The following is an 18,611-nucleotide window of genomic DNA, read 5'->3' as shown; positions in this document are numbered from 1 at the left end:
AACTCACGTCTCACATTTTACATCTCACAACCAACATCTCACAAACTATATCTTCTCCGCAATTCTTAATTTAGCACTTCTTGCTCTGTTGTTGATTTTAATCTCAGCCTCATCCGGCACAATCAGTTTCCCTATTGTTTTAAACGGAACTGAAAAATTTCCGTAAAAATCTCTTTCAGGTTCTCCTTCAAACATTCCGTTTTTGATGAATCTTTTCACTAATCTGTCTTCTAAAGAATGATAAGAGATTACCGAAAATCTTCCGCCTGGTTTTAAAACTTCCAGAGACTGTTCAATAAACTCTTTTAAAACATCCATTTCCTGATTCACTTCGATTCGAATCGCCTGATAAATCTGAGCCAATATTTTGTTTCGAACTTTTTCCGGCAGGTATTTCTTCAGAACTTCTTTCAGTTCATCTGTTGTTTTGATTGGATAGCCTTGTCTTGCTTCTACAATTGTTCTTGCCAAAACCGGTGCATTCTTCAACTCCCCATAATCAAAAAAAACACGACGTAAATCCTGTTCTTCATATTCGTTAACCACCCGATAAGCATTTAAATCATTTTTCTGACTCATCCGCATATCCAGTCCGGCATCAAATCTTGTTGAGAAACCTCTCTCCGGAACGTCAAACTGATGTGATGAAACCCCCAGGTCAGCCAAAATTCCATCTACTCCTTTAACACCATGAAAACGCAAAAACCTTTTTATGAATCTGAAATTCTCATTAATTAAGGTAAACCGTTCATCCGGTAGTGCATTTGCCAGCGCATCTTCGTCCTGATCAAAAGCAAATAATTTTCCGTTTGGCCCTAATCGTCTCAAAATTTCTTTTGAATGCCCTCCACCGCCAAACGTAACATCCACATAAATACCGTCAGGTTTAATATTTAAACCATCAACTGTAGGATGAAGCAAAACCGGATTATGATATTCCATTGTCGTCGTCATTAATATTTCCCATTACTTCTTCGGCTAGATCTGCAAAATCCATATCTTCGCCGCTTATTGATTTTTCATATAAATCCTTATCCCAAATCTCCACAATATTAACCGCAGATGAAAAAACCACATCTTTAGAAATACCCGAAAAGGTCACCAAATCTTTTGGAACCAACAATCGCCCCAATGCATCAATCTCTACCACTTTCACACCTGCAGTAAATCTTCGAATGAAATCATTGTTCTTTTTTACAAAGCGATTCAGCTTGTTGATCTTTTGCATCATCAGATCCCACTCACTCATTGGATACAATTCTAAACACTGTTGAAAAACCGAACGCTTCAAAACAAATCCGTTCTGAAGAGAGGAAGTCAATTGCTTTTTCAAAGGCGCAGGCAGCATCAGCCTCCCTTTAGCATCGACTTTACACTCATATGTTCCAACAATTGTGTTCAAGAAAATTCATTAATATGTTATAGGACAAAAATATAAAAAATATTACCACATTTTACCACAATGTACCACTTTGTTAATAAGTTTAACCACTTACACCCCACTTTACATAATCAATAGAATATCAATACATTAACTTATTATTAACGAATTATCAATAACACTAATCATTCAAAAAAATTACGCGCTATTTTTCTTAAAAATTTAGCTATTCTACCGATTTCTTAACATTTAGAAAATCAATAAAAAACTCCACTTCATACTGATTTCTAATCAGTTAGAAATTATACTAAAATTATCTAGTTAAAAAAGGGCGGCAAAAATCCATATTTATTTATTAAACCCTATATTTGTCCAAATTGAAATTGGCATTAAATTAAATGGACAAACACTACAAAAAAGAAGGCAAATACAGCTATTATGAAGCTGGAGAAGGAACTCCTATCGTTATTTTACACGGCTTAATGGGAGGCCTTAGTAACTTTGATGCTGTAGCCGGATATTTTCCAACAAAAGGATACAAAGTTGTGATCCCGGATTTGCCAATCTATACTCAAAGCATTTTAAAAACAAACGTAAAAAGCTTTGCCAAGTACGTAAAAGACTTTATCACTTTTAAAGGATTTGATCAGGTTATACTACTGGGTAACTCTTTAGGCGGTCACATTGCACTGTACCATACAAAGCTATATCCTGAAAAAGTTGCCGGACTGGTAATCACAGGAAGTTCAGGGCTTTACGAAAGCGCAATGGGTGACAGCTATCCAAAAAGAGGCGATTACGAATACATCAAAAAGAAAGCTGAAGATGTTTTTTACGATCCTGCAATTGCGACACCGGAACTTATTGACGAAGTGTATGCAACCGTTAATGACCGTATCAAACTCATCAAAACTTTGACGATTGCCAAAAGTGCTATTCGTCACAATATGGCCAAAGATTTACCAAATATGACTACAGAAACTTGTATCATCTGGGGTAAAAACGACGCCGTTACTCCCCCAAATGTTGCCGAAGAATTTGATAAATTATTGCCTAATTCAACTTTGTACTGGATAGACAAATGTGGACACGCTGCTATGATGGAGCATCCTCAGGAATTCAACAAAATCCTGGAAGAATGGCTCGTTGAAAAGAATTTATAGCATCTAACTTTCGACTTTTAGGAGGTTTTAAAAACAAAAAACATGAAAATTAATACCGCCGAATTCATAGTAAGTAATTCTGAAGTATCAAAATGCCCGAAGGATTTTTTACCGGAATATGCTTTTATCGGAAGATCAAACGTAGGTAAATCCTCTTTGATCAACATGCTTACCAATCACAAGAATTTAGCAAAAACATCCGGACGTCCCGGAAAAACACAGTTAATCAATCATTTCAAAATCAACAACAATTGGTTTTTGGTCGATTTACCAGGGTATGGTTACGCTAAAGTATCTAAGAAAACAAAATCAGTTTTCCAGCAATTTATCACGGATTATTTTGAAACCCGAGAACAATTGGTTTGCGCTTTTGTTCTGATTGACATTCGACATGAAGCACAAAAAATAGACATTGAATTTATGTCTTACATGGGAGAAAGCGAAATTCCGTTTTGCATCATTTTTACCAAAGCCGACAAAATCAGTAAAGTAAAAATCGATTCTCATATCGCCGCTTACAAAAAGCAAATGTATGCCAATAACTGGTCTGAAATGCCACAATACTTTGTAACCTCATCTACTGAAGCTATCGGAAAGGAAGAATTACTTTCTTACATCGATGAAGTAAATCAGGAAGTATTTAAGAACAATAGTGAGTTTTAAATCCCAGTCTGGGAAATTCCAATAAAAAAATCCCAAATTCCAATTTTAAGGTTGGAATTTGGGATTTTTTTATTGGAATTTTTTTGACGTTGGAATTTCAAATATTGAAATTTAATTACTTCGTCAGCTCCAGTTTCTCTGCAAAATAATCACAAAAGTCTTTCATTGTATCTGACATTTTTTCGTCGTCTGTAGCACGTTTAAATGTATCTGCCATCGCTACCAAAGTCTGGTGGAAGAAAATCTTCATTTCATCTACCGGCATATCTTTTGTCCACAAATCAATACGCATGCTTTCTTTAGCTTTACTGTCCCAAATGGACAACATAATTGCTTTTGCTTCTTCTGCTTCTACTCCGCCATCCTTAGCTGTCCATGACAGTCTTTCCGGAACACGGTTTTCATCTAATTCTATATTGAATTTAATTTCTGATTTTATTGTATTTGACATTATTTCTTAGGTTTATATTTTGACTTTTCAAAGATTACCTTTGCTTCTGTTTTTAATAATTCCGGCAAAGTTACGTTATTATTCTTCATATACGATCGTACAATTTGCCATCCTAACCAAGCTCCAATTCGTCCAGGCGAATCGTTGTCGATTTCCAAGTAAAATTTAGAAAACGGAGCAGGCACCATGAATCGGGTAGTTAGCTTCGGATCGTCACTGTACAGCATTTCATTTTCAATAAAATAACGCCACATATAAGCTTCGTTTTCCTCACACCATTTTACTTGTTCAGGTGTGTAACCCATTTTTTCAGCATCGGTATAATTGGGCAGCAACAGATCTTTTGCATACAACTGTTTCCCTTCAAAGATCATTTGAGAAACTAAATTTTTATCCGGAAATACCGGAATTTTTCGATACGCAAAACTCGAAACCACATCAGGCATAATTTGTTTCTCTTCAAAATTCTGCTTCAGATAATTGGGAAATTCATAAAATTTATGATCTTTTCCCAAATACAATTCCAACGCTACAATGACCAGACTGTCTGCATATATAGCCTTAGCATTATAATCCATTTCTCCAATTACGGTAATCACTTTTGGCGTTTTCGTTTTAGGAAAGTAATATTTTACATGCTGAAAAAGCGCATTGAATTCTTCACGTACAGGTTCAAAATTGCTGTATTTTTTCTGAACCTCTGTATAAACTTCTTTCCAGATTGGATCCTGCATTTTTTTAAGCCAGACACTATCATCATTTCCTGCCGGAAAAAAGAAAGGATACTGTTTTTTTACTTTAGCCAAATCCTCCGGTTTGGTCTCAAAAAACACCTTATCAAAACGCTCTACTTTAATGTCTACCGGGATTTCTTCTACTGCTTTTTCGACTTTAGTTTTCTGGTCACAAGACAAAAAAAACAAGCACAGAACCACTGCTAAGCGATATATTTTCATTTTATTTTAATTAGATTTGTGTTGCACATTTTGAAACAAACTATGCTTAAAAATATTTGTGCAAATATACATCCCTGTATCTTAAATCTTGAACTATTATGGCTAAAAAAAGCACTATTCAGACAGAAAAAGTAAACACCCACATTGTAGAGTGGTTAAAAAATTATGCTACCCGGGCAAAAGTTAATGGTTTTGTAATTGGAATTTCAGGTGGAGTTGACTCTGCAGTAACTTCTACCTTGTGCGCACAAACCGGCTTAACCGTTTTATGTGTCGAAATGCCAATTCATCAGGCTGCAAATCAGGTTTCAAGAGGAAGAGAACATATTGAGCAGTTAAAGAAACGTTTTCCAAATGTTTCAAGCGTAGAAACAGATTTGACCGCTACTTTTGAAGCTTTCAAAAGCGCTGTACCTCAAACAGATGACGAAACAAAAGTAAATTTATCACTAGCCAATACACGTGCCCGTTTAAGAATGACCTCTTTATATTATTTAGCAGGAATTCATGGTTTGCTTGTAGCAGGAACGGGAAATAAAGTAGAAGATTTTGGAGTAGGTTTTTACACCAAATATGGAGACGGCGGAGTCGATTTAAGTCCAATTGCCGACTTAATGAAATCAGATGTATACGCTTTAGGAGCATTTTTAACAATTCCGGAGTCTATTTTAACCGCAGCACCTACAGATGGATTATTTGGTGATAATCGTACTGATGAGGATCAATTAGGCGCCAGTTATGACGAACTCGAATGGGCAATGCTAGCCTCGGAGTCAGGAAATACGGGGACTGACTTTACCGAAAGAGAAAAAATTGTCTTCGAAATTTATAAAAGATTAAACACCAGCAACAAGCATAAAATGGATCCAATTCCGGTCTGCATCATCCCTAAAACGTTAAAATAATACTTTTTAACATTTGTCTGCAATTAATTACAGAATTTATTTATTAATTTTACAGCTCCAAAAACATGAACAATTCTAAAAAAGGTAAAAATTATGATTAAAGTATGTCTTGCAGACAATCATCCTGTGACTCACTTTGGCGTTAAGTCTTATTTTAAAGACCACGATCAAATTTCAATTGTTGCCAACGTAGGCAATTTTTCAATGGTTAGAGATATCCTTCAGACGAAAGAAATCGATATCCTGATTCTAGACCTAGAACTGGAAGGACTTTCAAGTATCTTCGAAGTAAAATCCATCCTGAAGAATTTCCCAAAAACAAAAATTGTAATTTTTAGTGACCTCGCTGAACAAATGTATGCTCCAAATGCTATTAAAGCAGGAGTTTCCGGTTATGTACACAAAACAGAAAAACTTGAAACTTTAGGTATTTCTATTATTAAAGTACACGAAGGGAAAATTATCATCAACGAAACCGTACGTAAAAACATGGCACTTATCGCTAAACAAAGCAAAAGTGAGCGTTTGTACAGAAAACTTTCAAATCGTGAGATCGAAGTTTTACGTTACTTAAGTGATGGTAAAAAGAATAATGAAATCTCTAAAATCTTAAACCTGAACGAAAAAACAATCAGTACTTACAAATTAAGATTATTGACTAAATTAAATGTTACTAATTTAGTTGACTTAGTAAACAAAGCTAAGACTTTAGAAATTATTTAATGGTATCGCGACATTACTCTTCCTAGTTTTTTCGCGAATGAATTAACTAATTTCGAGTAATCGACAACCATAGACAAAAGCTCTGTATTATCTGAATTATCAGGTTTTATAGAGCTTTTTAATTCATCAATGATTTTACCCACCAAAAACCAACGCATTGACATAATCGTTTCGGTAACATACTGCGCGATCGTTTCATGCTTCATTTTTGAAAAGATATTCTGCCCTTCCCAATCGTGAAGAGTCAATCTTTCATCTTCCATTAAAATATCGGTAACTTCCTGAGCAAAATCAGGCTGTAAACGCATTAAATATTGTTCGAGACTGAATTTTTCATGCTGGTTGTAAAATCCGATTAAATCGGTAAAAATATCACGGAATAAATTATTAGAAAGCTCTACCTCATCTTCCTGTAAACTCAAATAAATACGCTGATATACTTTATAATTTTTCATTTCAGAGACCATTATTACATCGCCCTCTTCATTCGTTTTTAAAAGCACATCTTCAAACTCCTCCGTCTTATCACCATAAAGCAATAAGATCTCAATTACTTTACGTTCTAAACGATATAAGATATCAACTTTTTCTGCCGGCTCTTGTGCATACCCCGGTTCTCCTCCCGGATAATAATCTTCAGGTGGTCCTGTTCTTGGATCTTCAGGATCTCCTCCTAAAAAACCGGTTTGTTTCGCAGGCTGATTCCTGTGCACTTCAAAAGGTCTTTGCTCCTGCTTTTGTTTTTTGCCCGCTTCTGCAAGATCTTTTTGAATTAATTGCGCCAGGGTACTCACCAATACCTGCTCCGAAATATCCATGATTCGGGCACATTCCTGAGTATAGATTTCACGCTGAATACGGTCCGGAATCTTCGAGATACTATTGACCATATCCCGAATTAAATCGGCTTTTTTTATAGGATCGTTTTTCGCTTCTTTCATTAAGAGAGAGGCCTTAAACTGTATAAAATCTTTACTGTTTTCTTCTAAATAGGCAACCAGATCATCGTGCGAATTTTTTCGTGCAAAACTGTCCGGATCTTCTCCGTCGGGAAAAGCACAAACTCTTACATTCATTCCTTCTTCCAGAATCAAATCGATTCCTCGAACAGAAGCTCGTAATCCCGCAGCATCTCCGTCAAACAAAACGGTTATGTTTCTCGTCAATCGGTTGATCAGACGAATCTGATCCGGTGTTAAAGCGGTTCCTGATGAAGCCACCACATTCTCGATTCCGGCCTGATGAAACTGAATTACATCGGTATATCCTTCCACCAGGTAACAATTGTTTTGTTTCGCAATTGCTTGTTTGGCCTGAAAAATTCCGTAAAGTACTTTACTTTTATGGTAGATATCACTTTCAGGCGAGTTTAAGTATTTAGCCGCTTTTTTATCATTGGTAAGAATACGCCCTCCAAAACCCAAAACACGTCCCGACATACTTTCAATAGGAAACATCACACGCCCCTTGAAACGGTCAAACGGACGATCTTCTCTTGGAATGGTCAAACCGGTACTTTCCAGAAACTCCAGTTTGTATCCTTTACCCAGAGCTTCTTTGGTAAGAGCATCCCAGGTTTCAGGCGAATATCCTAAACTAAATTTTTTGATGGTTTCATTAGTAAAACCTCTTTCTTTAAAATAAGAAAGTCCAATTGCTTTTCCTTCTTCTGAATTTAAAAGGGTTTTATGAAAATAGTCTTTGGCAAATTCCGAAACCAGATACATACTTTCACGAACATCAGTCATTGCTTTTTCAGCATCTGTCTGCTCTGTTTCTTCAATTTCTATATTGTATTTTCTAGCCAGATAACGAATCGCCTCGGGATAAGTAAACTGTGAATGTTCGATCAGAAACTTAACTGAATTACCTCCTTTTCCTGTACTAAAATCTTTCCAGATTCCTTTTGCAGGTGAAACCATGAACGACGGAGAGCGCTCATCTGAGAATGGACTTAATCCTTTAAAGTTACTTCCGGCTCGTTTTAAATTAACAAAATCACCAATAACCTCCTCTACCCGAGCAGCATCAAAAACAGCATCAATCGTACTTTGTGAAATCAAAACGTAAAATATTTTATAAATTTGAAGGATGTAAAATTACACAAATCCCCCATGAAATTGGGCAATTTTAAATAAAAAAAAGCGCCTCTTTCGAAGCACTCTTTCCACTAACTAATCAATTGTATTCTTAATTAAAATCAAATCTTAATCCCATTGAAATATTATTTTCTTTTACGGCATTATTCCTAAACAATGGATTCAAATCATATTTCAAATACAGACTCATTTCTTTATAACCAATGTAAGAACTCAATCCGTAAATGAAATTATTCACATTATAATCTCCTTTTATAGTGGTCTTATAATCTAAATCGTCCTGATCGTATTTTAAAATTTGTTTGGATTTTACATTGACTCCTGCATACCCCCCAATTCCAAAGCGAAAACTATTATGTGTTCTAAAATACGTTTTTCCGTTACTCACTTTTGGTCTCGAAAAATCAAACTCTAAATGAACCGGCACTGCGATGTATACATTTCTAAAACGGGATTCATCTAAATGGATCGCATTGGTTTGCAATTCTGTCTGATTTCCATTGACTACAAAATATTTATTATCTCTCGGACGAATATTATTATACATTAAAGACAATCCGTATTTAGCATGTAATAAATTATCGTTTTTCATTAACCTGGTGTTATAGGTAAGTCCCCATTCGTAAAAATGCGATCCTGTAAAACCATACTTAGAATCCTGCAATTTGCCATCAACCATCATATTATTCAAACCTGCTGCAAATACAAATTGCGATGTTGTTCTTCTTTCTCCACGTATAGAATCTTTCCTTTTTTTATTATCATCCATCCATTTTATATCATTCCAATGAACGATCAAAGCACGTCCGCTTTTATAATTTCCTTCCTTGATTTTTCCGTCTACTTTTTGCTGTACTAAATCATTGAGTTCATTTTGTGCCTGGGCTACTTTTTCTTCAATAATAACCGCTCTGGCTTCTGCTAATTCTTTTTTACGCTTGTCTGCTTTTTCCTGAGTAATTTTTCCTTCAGACAACTGAACATTTATAGCTTCAACTTCTTCTTTTAAAGCTTCTTTTTCCTCTTTGGTAACTTTCTCTATTTTGTTGGCAATTTTTCTCGCTTTTGATTCAAAAGTTTCCTGTCCCATAACTTTACTTACAAATAAGAAGACAAGGATAACGAGGTGAATGGTAAAATTTTTCATGATTGTTTTTTTTTAAAAAATTGATTGTTGATTGATGTTTTTTCTAATTGTGAGATGTAAAATGTTAGATGTAAAATATTAGATGTGAATGGCAAACTTTTTTTAATCCTCAATTTTTAATTCGATGAGAATTGGCACTAAAAACCTGCCCGACAACTATCGGAATTATTTTTTTGATCTTTAATTTTTGATTTTCTCCAACAGCACGTTCCTGATTGGAGTTAGAAACTTTATTCCTGCTGATTTCTATTTGCCAAAGCTACTTTTACCGTTTGGTAATTTTTATTGACTTTTGTGATTACTTTTTCGCGAAACGACAGTTCCAATTCGCCGTCAACCTGTTGAAGTAAATCATTCGCATTAATTTTTACTTTTGCTTTTGGTTTGACAGCATTCTCAGCGATAACTGCTTTTTCAGCTGTTTCCAGCAGCTGATCTACCGTTTCTTTTTCAGGGTTTTTAGCCATTAAAGGCTGTGGATTGATGGATTGTTTTTCAGGATTGTTTTTGATGATGATTGAAGACTCCGCTATTGCATTGGATTTATTGGCAATGATTTTATTCGATTTTGATTCTTGATGTTTTTCTTGTTCAACTGACTTTTTAATTGTTTTCTCTTCTAAAACTGCTACAGCTTCTTCAACAGCTATATTCGTATCTAAAGTTGGTTTTACAACCGAATCTTTCTTTGTATCTTCTTTAACAACGATTATCTCTTTTGGTGTTACCTCCGGATTCTTCTTTTGGTTAAAAAAGAATGTTCCCACCAACAAAAAACCAACTATGCTTGCAGCAACATACAACCATTTTTTATTCTTTGCTTTTCGTGAACCGAGAACAACTATAGTTTTCTTTTCTTCAGCAACGCTCAACATCGCATCCAATCGATCCCAGGCTTTATCACTTGGTTCAATTTTACGTTGATTTAGTTTTTCACGGAAATCCTTTTCAAAATTATTCGGTTCCATTATCTTGTTTTTTTAGACTATTAATTTGTGTTTGCAGCATTTTCCTCGCATGCGATAATTGCGATTTCGATGTTCCTTCGTTAATCCCTAACATCTTGGCAATTTCATTGTGTTTGTATCCTTCTATGGCGTATAAGTTAAAAACCATTCTGTAACCTTCCGGTAAAGCATCAATTAAGAACTGAATCTGATCGATCGAAAACTGACTGTCGATAGCATTGAAACTCTCTTCGATATAAATTTCTTCTTCACTAAACTTTACTTTTTTATGAACCCGCAAATAAGAAATACATTCATTTACCATAATCCGCCTGACCCAACCTTCAAAACTTCCTTTGTGCTCAAATCTGCTTAAATTGGTAAACACTTTCATAAAGGCAGTTATCATCACATCTTCGGCCAATTGAATGTCTTTTATATACTGTCGGCAAACACTTAACATTTTTGAAGAAAACCGACTATAAATTTGTTGTTGCGCTTGCCGGTTATTTTCGACAGCCAACTTTATAATTTCGGTTTCTTCCTGATGTAAATGAATAATTTTCATTAATAAGCGGTTGTTTTTTGGTTTAGTAACAGACTTCTATTAGCATAGACGATTGTCAATTCGAAATGGTTGCATGAGAATGGAAAAAAAATCAATAAAAAAAATACAAATTCCAAAAAACACAATTAAACCATTCATTTACAACAAAGTAAATCAATTACCTAATCGACAAATTTTCTAATTATCTAATTTAAAAAAACTATTTTTTTCTTTCAATAACGTAGTTTACCATTAAAACAAGGGCATCTTTAAACTCAGAATCTGAAAAATTATCCAGTAACGAAAGTGCTTCCTGCTGAAATTGCACCATTTTTTGTTCGGCGTAAGCCAATCCATTATTGCTTTTTACAAATGCGATAACTTCTTTGACACGTTTTTTGTCTTTATTGTGGTTTTTGATGGAGTTTATCAACCACTTTTTTTCTTGCGGGGTACAAGTATTTAAAACATGAATTAAAGGCAAAGTCATTTTTTGCTCTTTAATATCGATTCCGGTTGGTTTACCGATCGCTTCTTCGCTGTAATCAAATAAATCATCTTTGATTTGGAAAGCCATTCCGATCAGCTCACCAAATTTCCTCATATTTTCGACCTGAGTATCATCTTCAATTACCGATTTTGCACCAAGCGCGCAGCAGGCAGCAATAAGCGTTGCTGTTTTCTTTCTGATGATTTCGTAATATACTTCTTCGGTAATATCCAGTCTTCTGGCCTTCTCAATTTGAAGCAATTCACCTTCACTCATCTCACGAACTGCTACGGAAATGATACGGAGCAAATCAAAATCGCCATTATCTATAGAAAGCAACAGTCCTTTTGACAACAAATAGTCACCTACCAAAACGGCAATCTTATTTTTCCAAAGTGCATTGATGGAGAAAAATCCGCGTCGGCGATTGCTATCATCAACCACGTCATCGTGCACCAAAGTAGCGGTATGAATAAGTTCGATTACAGAAGCTCCGCGATAAGTTCTTTCATTTACAATACCTTCAGAAACCATTTTAGCCGTTAGAAAAACAAACATCGGACGCATTTGTTTTCCTTTTCGGTTTACGATATAATAGGTAATACGATTCAATAAAGCCACCTTTGAGGTCATCGATTCATGGAACTTTTTTTCAAAAAGTTCCATCTCGTTAAAGATAGGCTGTTTTATTTGAGAGGTAATATTCATTTCGATCCCAAATATACTATTTTAAATAAAAAAACGTTATCTATTTTACATTACTATACCAATAATTTATGCATTAATTAAGAAACCTCTGCCAAGAACATTTTTTTTAAAGCCTGATTTGAATTCATTACTTAAAAGTAAAACCATTAAACTATTATTTACTATGAAAACAAATTCTTTATTTATTGGAACATTAATCGCTTTCACTTTTTTCATTAGCTGTAATTCTGATGAAAAAACGAATAGCGGGACAACCACGGCAATTTCGAACGATGAAATTATTACAAATGCAAAGATTGATGCCTCTATAGAAGATGTAACTAATATTGCCGAAGATCAATTTAACGCACAACAAAATACAACCAGTAAACCGGGAGATCCCGCAAAAAGTTTTTTACCTGCTTGTGCTACTATAACAACAACCTTTACCAATAATACCTGGACGAAAACAATTGACTTTGGTGTTGATGGCTGTACACTGGGCAATGGAAATATCGTAAAAGGTAAAATGGTCGTTTCATTTGGCAACAACTTTGCAGCTTCGACACAAACAATCAGTTATTCGTTTGATGGTTTTTATCACAATGGCAAAAAACTTCAGGGCAGCAAAAGTATTGTAAGGACTGTCAAAACAACGGATCTTTTTGCTACAACACATCCGGTTTTGACTGCAACAATCGATATGACGGTTACTTTTGACGACGGAAAGATTTACATCCGAAAAGGTTCTCTGGTAAAAGAAATGGTGGAAGGTTATGATACCTGGTTCAATTGGGAAGACAATGTTTTTCTTGTAACCGGAAGCGGGTCAACTACTTTTCCTAACGGAGACACCTACACTGCAGAAATCACTACTCCCCTTCAATTTAAAGCAGCTTGTAAAAGTGCTTATCCGGTAAAAGGAGTTCTTTCTATTACCAAAAACGGAGCTACTGCCGTTATTGATTATGGAAACGGAGATTGTGATTCCCTTGTCAAAATAACAAAAAATGGGGTCACCGAAGAAGTTAATTTAAAAAAGTAAGCGCCTTTTTGTCCATAAAAAAAGCATTAAGAACAAGGTTATTTCTCGTTTTTAATGCTTTTTTATTATTTTGAGATTAAGAGCCTGTTTAAAATTTATTTGTTGGTTTTCTTATTATGATTTTCGGCTGCAACTTCGTTAAATTTTTATACAGTAGCGTTGCTATTCTATAAAAATTTGCCTTGTTTCGCTCGAAAATCCTTTGATAATAAACCTCAAAAATAAATTTTAAACAGGCTCTAAAAAATTATCCTTCTTTATTGGCCAATTGCCCGCAAGCAGCATCAATATCTTTTCCACGGCTTCGGCGTACTTTTACCACTACTCCTATATTTTCTAAAGCTTTTATATAAGCGAGAATTGATTCTTCTGAAGCTTGTTGAAACTCGCCATCATCAATTGGATTGTATTCAATTAAATTGACTTTACACGGAACATATTTACAAAATTTCACCAAAGCATCAATCGAAGCTTTGTCATCATTGATTCCTTTCCAGACTACATATTCGTACGAGATTTTACTTTTAGTTTTTCTGTACCAGTATTCCAAAGCTTCACGCAGATCTTTTAACGGAAAATTTTTACTGAAAGGCATGATTCGCGCACGGGTTTCGTCTATAGCGGAGTGTAATGAAACTGCCAGTTTAAATTTCACCTCATCATCGGCCATTTTTTTAATCATCTTCGGAATTCCGGAAGTCGAAACCATAATACGTTTTGGTGACATTCCTAATCCTTCCGGCGAGGTAACCATGTCAATAGCTTTGATGACGTTGTTGTAATTCATCAAAGGCTCACCCATTCCCATAAAAACAATATTTGAAAGTGGGTGATTGTGATACAATCGGCTCTCTTTGTCTATCGCAATAATCTGATCGTAGATTTCTCCCGGTTCCAGGTTTCGCATTCTCTTTAATCGTGAAGTGGCACAGAAATTACAATCCAGACTGCACCCAACCTGACTTGAGACACAAGCTGTTGTTCTCGTTTCTGTTGGAATCAATACGGACTCTACCACTAAACCGTCATGCAGACGAACGGCATTTTTTACAGTTCCGTCACTGCTGCGCTGCATGGTATCTACCTTGATATGATTGATTACAAAATTTTCCTCCAGCATCGTACGGGTAGTTTTGGCAACATTAGTCATGTCTTCAAAACTGTGTGCTCCTTTGCTCCATAACCATTCGTAGACTTGATTTCCACGAAAGGCTTTATCATTATTAGCGACAAAAAAATCGCGAAGCTGATCTTTTGTTAAGGCTCTTATGTCTTTTTTCTCCATTTGCATGCTGCAAAGTTAATCACTTTTTAAAACATTTCTCAGAAAATGTATTTTCTCTCTATTATACGCTTTAAATAAATACTCAACCATGATTTTTATCAGGTCTTTTGCTATTCGTTCGTGATAAATTTGACATAAGAAAAAAGACAGGAACTCACTATCAAAACCAAGTCGGGCCATAAACTGATTTTAAATTTTAAACAAATACCACATACAGATGAAAACGATTCAATCAATTTTATTAGCAGTAGTACTAATGTTATCTTTACAAGTAAACTCACAAAAAAGATATAGCTTATCAAAATCAGCCTTTGAAGTTTCAGGAACTTCCAATATACACGATTGGACAATGAAATCTTCAGACGGAGTGGGAAGCGCTTTTTTAACTGTTACAGATTCGAAAATTACAGATATAAAAAACCTGACGGTATCCTTATCAGCAGAAAGCTTAAAAAGCGGCAAAGGCAGTATGGATGATGTTGCTTATAAAGCTTTGGAAACCGATGACCATAAAAACATAAAATACGCGCTAAAATCTGCCGAAAAAGTAAACGAAAATACCTGGAATTTTACAGGAACCTATACTATAGCAGGTGTTAGCAAAGATTTTAAAACCCAAATAAGAGTAACAGCCTATAAAGACGGTACTTTTGCGCTGCAAGGCTCTAACCGAATGACTTTTAGTGATTTTGAAATGACAACGCCTTCAGCGGCACTTGGAGTTGTTAGAGCCGGGAAAGAATTAACGGTGATCTTTAATATCACTTTGACTGATTTTGCAAAAAATGATAACATTTTAGTGATTAAATAACGATTTAAAAGCAGCGAAATAAAAGTATGCAACAATAAATACTTTTCTATTCTAAAAATGAATAAAAAAATTGCCCCGCATTTCAAAACTCAAAACTTTGGCACGAGAATTGTCTTGCACTCAAAAGGAAAATAATCTTACAAAGAGCTCAATCATTTTAAAATGTGTATCTTTATTTTTCAGCTTTATAACTTTTAAATTTAATCAATCTAAAAAATCAATTTCTTATGAAAAAACAAATCTTAAGTCTGGCTGTTATCGCTTTATTAGCATTCGCTGTTCAATCTTGCGAAAAGAAGGAACCAAAACCTGCAGAGGAAGAACTAACTCTTGGAAACAAAGTTGACTCTTTAACTACCGATATTAAAGAAGTAAAAGACAGCGCAGTAAGCAAAACTGAAAGTGCTGCCGAGGATGTAAAAGAAGCTACCAAAAAAGCAGCAGAAGATGTGAAAGACGCCACTAAAAAAGGTGCTGAAAAAGTAGAAAATGCTGCTAAAGCTGCTAAAGACGGTACGGTAAAAACAGCTAAAGAAGTTAATGAGGCTTTGAAAAAATAGTCTCTTCGCTTTATGAAACTAAAACCATTCGCTACAACGAATGGTTTTTTTATACCCAAAAAAAGGAGCCACTATTTTTCGTATTTTTACACTCAAAATTAGAAGATACTACAAGATGCATTTTATTTCTCAAGAACTGGAAGATTATATCGAGCAACATTCTGAAAACGAACCGGAATTACTAGCTAAACTAAATAAGGAAACGTACCAAAAAATACTACTCCCAAGAATGCTCAGCGGGCATTTTCAGGGTCGTGTTTTAAGCATGCTCTCCAAATTGATCCGTCCTGTGAACATACTCGAAATTGGCACTTATACAGGCTATGCAGCACTGTGCCTGTGTGAAGGAATGCAGGAAAACGGGCAACTGCACACTATTGACATTAAAGAAGAATTAGTTGATTTTCAACGTAAATATTTCGATGTATCTCCTTGGGGAAAACAAATTTTTCAGCATTTAGGAGAAGCTGTTGAAATCATTCCAACTTTAGATGTCAAGTTTGATTTGGTTTTTATCGATGCCGATAAAGAAAACTATATCAATTATTGGGAAATGATCGTTCCGAAGATGAACAAAGGCGGTATTATCTTATCGGATAATGTTTTGTGGAGCGGAAAAATACTGGAACCGGTTCATCCAAATGACGTTAGCACCAAAGTCCTTTTGGAGTACAATCTACTCTTGAAAAATGACCCCAGAGTCGAAACGGTTTTACTGCCTATCCGTGATGGACTGACTGTGAGCCGTGTTCTTTAGTTTACTTTTTTAGCTCTCTGAGCTTTGGATCTAGTTCTGGCAAAACAGTTGACAGCGAACTTTTAAAAAACAATGAGGCTATTTTAGCAATAAGCAATAGCCCCATTGTCATTTCATTACTCTTTAATAAAACGTTTGTTAGTATTTTTTATTTTGATAATATACATTCCTTCTGGTAAAGTTCCAACATTAATCTGTCCTTTCTGAGTTCTGCCGGATAGCACCTCCTGCCCACTGATATTAAAGATCTTGTATTCTTCATTTTCGACATTGTAAACATTCAATATCTCTTTTACAGGATTAGGGTATATATTAATAGTTTGAGACTTTTCCGTCTCTTCTTCAATAGTGCTTCTCCGTGCTGTTTTAGCTGGTCTCAAATCTCTCACAGTAAAATTAGGAACTATATTAATCTTTCCATCTACCGCCATTTTACCAGTATATAAATCAGGAGAATCAGTCCTGATCGTATTCCTGATTACCCGAACCTGACCTGGAGTAAACATAAAATCGCAGTCACTATAATCCATAATATTCTCTATTAACCTTCTTTTGCCTCCGCATTGAAAAGGAGCAACACAGTTTTCATAAACCTGTATATTATCTATCACATCCTCTGCAGGGGGAGTATCACTAATTCTGTCATTTGGCCCGATACAACCACCTTCAAAAGTATGCTCCAAACCGAAATAATGTCCCAGTTCATGTGCAAGTGTATTGACCCAAAAAGGATCATTCTCTTCTTTTTTGTAACTTAACAGAATCAGTTTTTTTCCAAAAGGAGTATCTTTTTTTCCAAAAGTAATTCCTGCTGTGTAACTTATATCTTCATCAAATTTTTCCGATTCTTCAGTAAGTTTAGATACATATTTAATAAATAATTCTCCATCAGCTATTGTCGCTAAATCAATCTCTCTATCTTTTCCTTCATTTTCAATTTTACTTATCCGATAGTCGTTTGATCCTTTGCGTATAAGAATATCAACATCTTTAAACACTACTCTCGAATTGCCTATTTTTGCACCGGAATTTAGTGCTGCTTCCGATAAAAATCTGTTTGTCCTGTCAGTATATACTTTACTGGTCCAATCGAACGCTTCTCTTATCATCTTTTCGTAGGCAGCGGCACTGTTATTATCTCCAGGCGCTTCTAAAACCTCTACATTTACCTTATTGATTACAAGATAAGGATACTCTTTTCCGATAATGCTCTTCAGATTCTTGTTTTCTTCCACTGCAGGAACCCGTACGTCCATCAAAGTAGCATCTTTTATCGTAATTTTGACCACTACAGGCTGATTTTCTAACTGTATGAGTAAATCCTTATCTATTTCCAAAGAACAGGAAGAACTTACAAGACTGAAAGCCCGGAGCCAGTCCCAGGCCCAGTTTCCACAATTCAATGTAACTGCATTCAATGATTTGGCACCCAGTATTTTTATATCATCCGAAAAAATCCTACCAAGCTGAAGGCCATGATCCCAGTATTGATAATTCAGTTCTTTTGTTGTTTTAGAAAATGCATTTTCGGAGCTTTGAGTAATCTCAACTCCATAGATAGGCTTGGTTACAAATGTCTTCTCATCATCTGTCAATAGCTGCAACCCTCCCGCTCTCTTGCTGTCGTAAGCATGCACCTCGATTTTGATGTAACCTCCGGGTTTATCTATGATTCCCTTAATACCGCTCAGATAGGCGTTACGACGATTATAAAGTCCTTTATAGTAAACTGTTAACAAATCAGTCTCACTACTATTATCTGTTTTGGGATTTGCGGACCAGAAAATTTTTTCTCCAACTACCCTTACGTTATTATCCGGATAGCTGACAATACCATTTCCTTCTGTCTGCTGAGCATGCATACAACCAGAAAGACAAAATATAAAACTCAAAATAATATACTTTTTTTTCATAATTATCTCTTGTTAAATTTCAAAATCTATACGAATTGAACGAGATTTTCACTATTCAGGATAAAAATTGAATCGTGAAGA

Annotated in this window: 19 protein-coding genes; 8 read left to right on the top strand and 11 right to left on the bottom strand. The window is 35.3% G+C overall.

The window, feature by feature from the left end; genetic code table 11:
• Window positions 1-45: 45 nt before the first annotated feature.
• Entirely contained in the window at window positions 46-954 is a 909-nt protein-coding gene (rsmH, locus tag ACAM30_RS12185; RefSeq protein ID WP_369614908.1) for a 16S rRNA (cytosine(1402)-N(4))-methyltransferase RsmH, read from the bottom strand.
• Window positions 929-1,402 (bottom strand): division/cell wall cluster transcriptional repressor MraZ, encoded by a 474-nt coding sequence (gene mraZ / locus ACAM30_RS12180; RefSeq protein WP_017497025.1) that lies wholly within the window; start codon window positions 1,400-1,402, stop codon window positions 929-931. The genes rsmH and mraZ overlap by 26 nt, the downstream gene beginning before the upstream one ends.
• A gap of 377 nt (window positions 1,403-1,779) precedes the next feature.
• On the opposite strand from mraZ, the gene ACAM30_RS12175 reads away from it, so the two are divergent.
• Both ACAM30_RS12175 and yihA read left to right on the top strand, forming a co-directional pair.
• Complete coding sequence (locus tag ACAM30_RS12175; RefSeq protein WP_369614907.1) at window positions 1,780-2,544, top strand: alpha/beta fold hydrolase; 765 nt, start codon at window positions 1,780-1,782, stop codon at window positions 2,542-2,544.
• A gap of 42 nt (window positions 2,545-2,586) precedes the next feature.
• Complete coding sequence (gene yihA, locus ACAM30_RS12170; RefSeq protein WP_369614906.1) at window positions 2,587-3,207, top strand: ribosome biogenesis GTP-binding protein YihA/YsxC; 621 nt, start codon at window positions 2,587-2,589, stop codon at window positions 3,205-3,207.
• A 115-nt stretch (window positions 3,208-3,322) separates the two neighbouring features.
• On the opposite strand, the gene gldC is transcribed toward yihA, so the two are convergent.
• Both gldC and gldB read right to left on the bottom strand, forming a co-directional pair.
• On the bottom strand, window positions 3,323-3,658 hold the full coding sequence (gene gldC / locus ACAM30_RS12165; protein WP_017497028.1) for a gliding motility protein GldC: 336 nt from the start codon (window positions 3,656-3,658) through the stop codon (window positions 3,323-3,325).
• Entirely contained in the window at window positions 3,658-4,614 is a 957-nt protein-coding gene (gene gldB / locus ACAM30_RS12160; RefSeq protein ID WP_369614905.1) for a gliding motility lipoprotein GldB, read from the bottom strand. The genes gldC and gldB overlap by 1 nt, the downstream gene beginning before the upstream one ends.
• 98 nt (window positions 4,615-4,712) lie before the next feature.
• On the opposite strand from gldB, the gene nadE reads away from it, so the two are divergent.
• Both nadE and ACAM30_RS12150 read left to right on the top strand, forming a co-directional pair.
• Window positions 4,713-5,519 carry an NAD(+) synthase gene (gene nadE / locus ACAM30_RS12155; protein ID WP_369614904.1) on the top strand — a complete coding sequence of 269 codons (807 nt, stop codon included), beginning with the start codon at window positions 4,713-4,715 and terminating at the stop codon, window positions 5,517-5,519.
• A 93-nt stretch (window positions 5,520-5,612) separates the two neighbouring features.
• Window positions 5,613-6,242 (top strand): response regulator transcription factor, encoded by a 630-nt coding sequence (locus ACAM30_RS12150; RefSeq protein ID WP_017497031.1) that lies wholly within the window; start codon window positions 5,613-5,615, stop codon window positions 6,240-6,242.
• On the opposite strand, the gene dnaG is transcribed toward ACAM30_RS12150, so the two are convergent.
• The 5 genes from dnaG to ACAM30_RS12125 all read right to left on the bottom strand — a co-directional run bounded on the left by dnaG (window position 6,239) and on the right by ACAM30_RS12125 (window position 12,180).
• Window positions 6,239-8,305 (bottom strand): DNA primase, encoded by a 2,067-nt coding sequence (gene dnaG / locus ACAM30_RS12145; RefSeq protein ID WP_369614903.1) that lies wholly within the window; start codon window positions 8,303-8,305, stop codon window positions 6,239-6,241. The genes ACAM30_RS12150 and dnaG overlap by 4 nt on opposite strands.
• 127 nt (window positions 8,306-8,432) lie before the next feature.
• On the bottom strand, window positions 8,433-9,488 hold the full coding sequence (locus tag ACAM30_RS12140; RefSeq protein WP_369614902.1) for a hypothetical protein: 1,056 nt from the start codon (window positions 9,486-9,488) through the stop codon (window positions 8,433-8,435).
• Between the two features lie 230 nt (window positions 9,489-9,718).
• Window positions 9,719-10,456 carry a hypothetical protein gene (locus ACAM30_RS12135; RefSeq protein WP_369614901.1) on the bottom strand — a complete coding sequence of 246 codons (738 nt, stop codon included), beginning with the start codon at window positions 10,454-10,456 and terminating at the stop codon, window positions 9,719-9,721.
• A complete protein-coding gene (locus ACAM30_RS12130; RefSeq protein ID WP_017497035.1) occupies window positions 10,443-11,003 on the bottom strand; it encodes an RNA polymerase sigma factor in 561 nt (186 codons plus the stop codon). Before ACAM30_RS12130 ends, ACAM30_RS12135 begins: the two co-directional genes overlap by 14 nt.
• Before the next feature lie 199 nt (window positions 11,004-11,202).
• The gene (locus tag ACAM30_RS12125) at window positions 11,203-12,180 is read right to left on the bottom strand and encodes a polyprenyl synthetase family protein (RefSeq protein WP_369614900.1); all 978 of its coding nucleotides are present in this window, start codon (window positions 12,178-12,180) and stop codon (window positions 11,203-11,205) included.
• A gap of 163 nt (window positions 12,181-12,343) precedes the next feature.
• On the opposite strand from ACAM30_RS12125, the gene ACAM30_RS12120 reads away from it, so the two are divergent.
• The gene (locus tag ACAM30_RS12120) at window positions 12,344-13,204 is read left to right on the top strand and encodes a hypothetical protein (RefSeq protein ID WP_369614899.1); all 861 of its coding nucleotides are present in this window, start codon (window positions 12,344-12,346) and stop codon (window positions 13,202-13,204) included.
• Between the two features lie 247 nt (window positions 13,205-13,451).
• Here ACAM30_RS12120 and rlmN read toward each other — a convergent pair whose 3' ends face one another.
• Window positions 13,452-14,495 carry a 23S rRNA (adenine(2503)-C(2))-methyltransferase RlmN gene (gene rlmN / locus ACAM30_RS12115; protein ID WP_369614898.1) on the bottom strand — a complete coding sequence of 348 codons (1,044 nt, stop codon included), beginning with the start codon at window positions 14,493-14,495 and terminating at the stop codon, window positions 13,452-13,454.
• Between the two features lie 211 nt (window positions 14,496-14,706).
• Between rlmN and ACAM30_RS12110 the strand changes: the two genes are divergently transcribed.
• The 3 genes from ACAM30_RS12110 to ACAM30_RS12100 all read left to right on the top strand — a co-directional run bounded on the left by ACAM30_RS12110 (window position 14,707) and on the right by ACAM30_RS12100 (window position 16,617).
• On the top strand, window positions 14,707-15,300 hold the full coding sequence (locus ACAM30_RS12110; RefSeq protein ID WP_369614897.1) for a YceI family protein: 594 nt from the start codon (window positions 14,707-14,709) through the stop codon (window positions 15,298-15,300).
• 227 nt (window positions 15,301-15,527) lie between these two features.
• A complete protein-coding gene (locus ACAM30_RS12105; RefSeq protein ID WP_017497039.1) occupies window positions 15,528-15,860 on the top strand; it encodes a hypothetical protein in 333 nt (110 codons plus the stop codon).
• Between the two features lie 115 nt (window positions 15,861-15,975).
• Window positions 15,976-16,617 (top strand): O-methyltransferase, encoded by a 642-nt coding sequence (locus ACAM30_RS12100; RefSeq protein ID WP_369614896.1) that lies wholly within the window; start codon window positions 15,976-15,978, stop codon window positions 16,615-16,617.
• Between the two features lie 116 nt (window positions 16,618-16,733).
• On the opposite strand, the gene ACAM30_RS12095 is transcribed toward ACAM30_RS12100, so the two are convergent.
• On the bottom strand, window positions 16,734-18,530 hold the full coding sequence (locus ACAM30_RS12095) for a zinc-dependent metalloprotease (RefSeq protein WP_369614895.1): 1,797 nt from the start codon (window positions 18,528-18,530) through the stop codon (window positions 16,734-16,736).
• Window positions 18,531-18,611: the final 81 nt, after the last annotated feature.

It is taken from the genome of Flavobacterium sp. CFS9 (genome assembly GCF_041154745.1).
Classification (GTDB): Bacteria; Bacteroidota; Bacteroidia; order Flavobacteriales; family Flavobacteriaceae; genus Flavobacterium.
This window is presented reverse-complemented; position numbering and strand designations above follow the sequence as displayed.

Bases quoted from the DNA above. Each gene is read 5' to 3' on its own strand.
- gldC (WP_017497028.1), bottom strand. From the start codon at position 3,658: ATGTCAAATACAATAAAATCAGAAATTAAATTCAATATAGAATTAGAT.
- ACAM30_RS12125 (WP_369614900.1), bottom strand. From the start codon at position 12,180: ATGAATATTACCTCTCAAATAAAACAGCCTATCTTTAACGAGATGGAA.
- ACAM30_RS12120 (WP_369614899.1), top strand. From the start codon at position 12,344: ATGAAAACAAATTCTTTATTTATTGGAACATTAATCGCTTTCACTTTT.
- yihA (WP_369614906.1), top strand. From the start codon at position 2,587: ATGAAAATTAATACCGCCGAATTCATAGTAAGTAATTCTGAAGTATCA.
- ACAM30_RS12140 (WP_369614902.1), bottom strand. From the start codon at position 9,488: ATGAAAAATTTTACCATTCACCTCGTTATCCTTGTCTTCTTATTTGTA.
- ACAM30_RS12135 (WP_369614901.1), bottom strand. From the start codon at position 10,456: ATGGAACCGAATAATTTTGAAAAGGATTTCCGTGAAAAACTAAATCAA.
- rsmH (WP_369614908.1), bottom strand. From the start codon at position 954: ATGACGACGACAATGGAATATCATAATCCGGTTTTGCTTCATCCTACA.
- ACAM30_RS12110 (WP_369614897.1), top strand. From the start codon at position 14,707: ATGAAAACGATTCAATCAATTTTATTAGCAGTAGTACTAATGTTATCT.
- ACAM30_RS12130 (WP_017497035.1), bottom strand. From the start codon at position 11,003: ATGAAAATTATTCATTTACATCAGGAAGAAACCGAAATTATAAAGTTG.
- rlmN (WP_369614898.1), bottom strand. From the start codon at position 14,495: ATGCAAATGGAGAAAAAAGACATAAGAGCCTTAACAAAAGATCAGCTT.
- gldB (WP_369614905.1), bottom strand. From the start codon at position 4,614: ATGAAAATATATCGCTTAGCAGTGGTTCTGTGCTTGTTTTTTTTGTCT.
- ACAM30_RS12150 (WP_017497031.1), top strand. From the start codon at position 5,613: ATGATTAAAGTATGTCTTGCAGACAATCATCCTGTGACTCACTTTGGC.
- ACAM30_RS12095 (WP_369614895.1), bottom strand. From the start codon at position 18,530: ATGAAAAAAAAGTATATTATTTTGAGTTTTATATTTTGTCTTTCTGGT.
- ACAM30_RS12105 (WP_017497039.1), top strand. From the start codon at position 15,528: ATGAAAAAACAAATCTTAAGTCTGGCTGTTATCGCTTTATTAGCATTC.
- ACAM30_RS12100 (WP_369614896.1), top strand. From the start codon at position 15,976: ATGCATTTTATTTCTCAAGAACTGGAAGATTATATCGAGCAACATTCT.
- ACAM30_RS12175 (WP_369614907.1), top strand. From the start codon at position 1,780: ATGGACAAACACTACAAAAAAGAAGGCAAATACAGCTATTATGAAGCT.
- nadE (WP_369614904.1), top strand. From the start codon at position 4,713: ATGGCTAAAAAAAGCACTATTCAGACAGAAAAAGTAAACACCCACATT.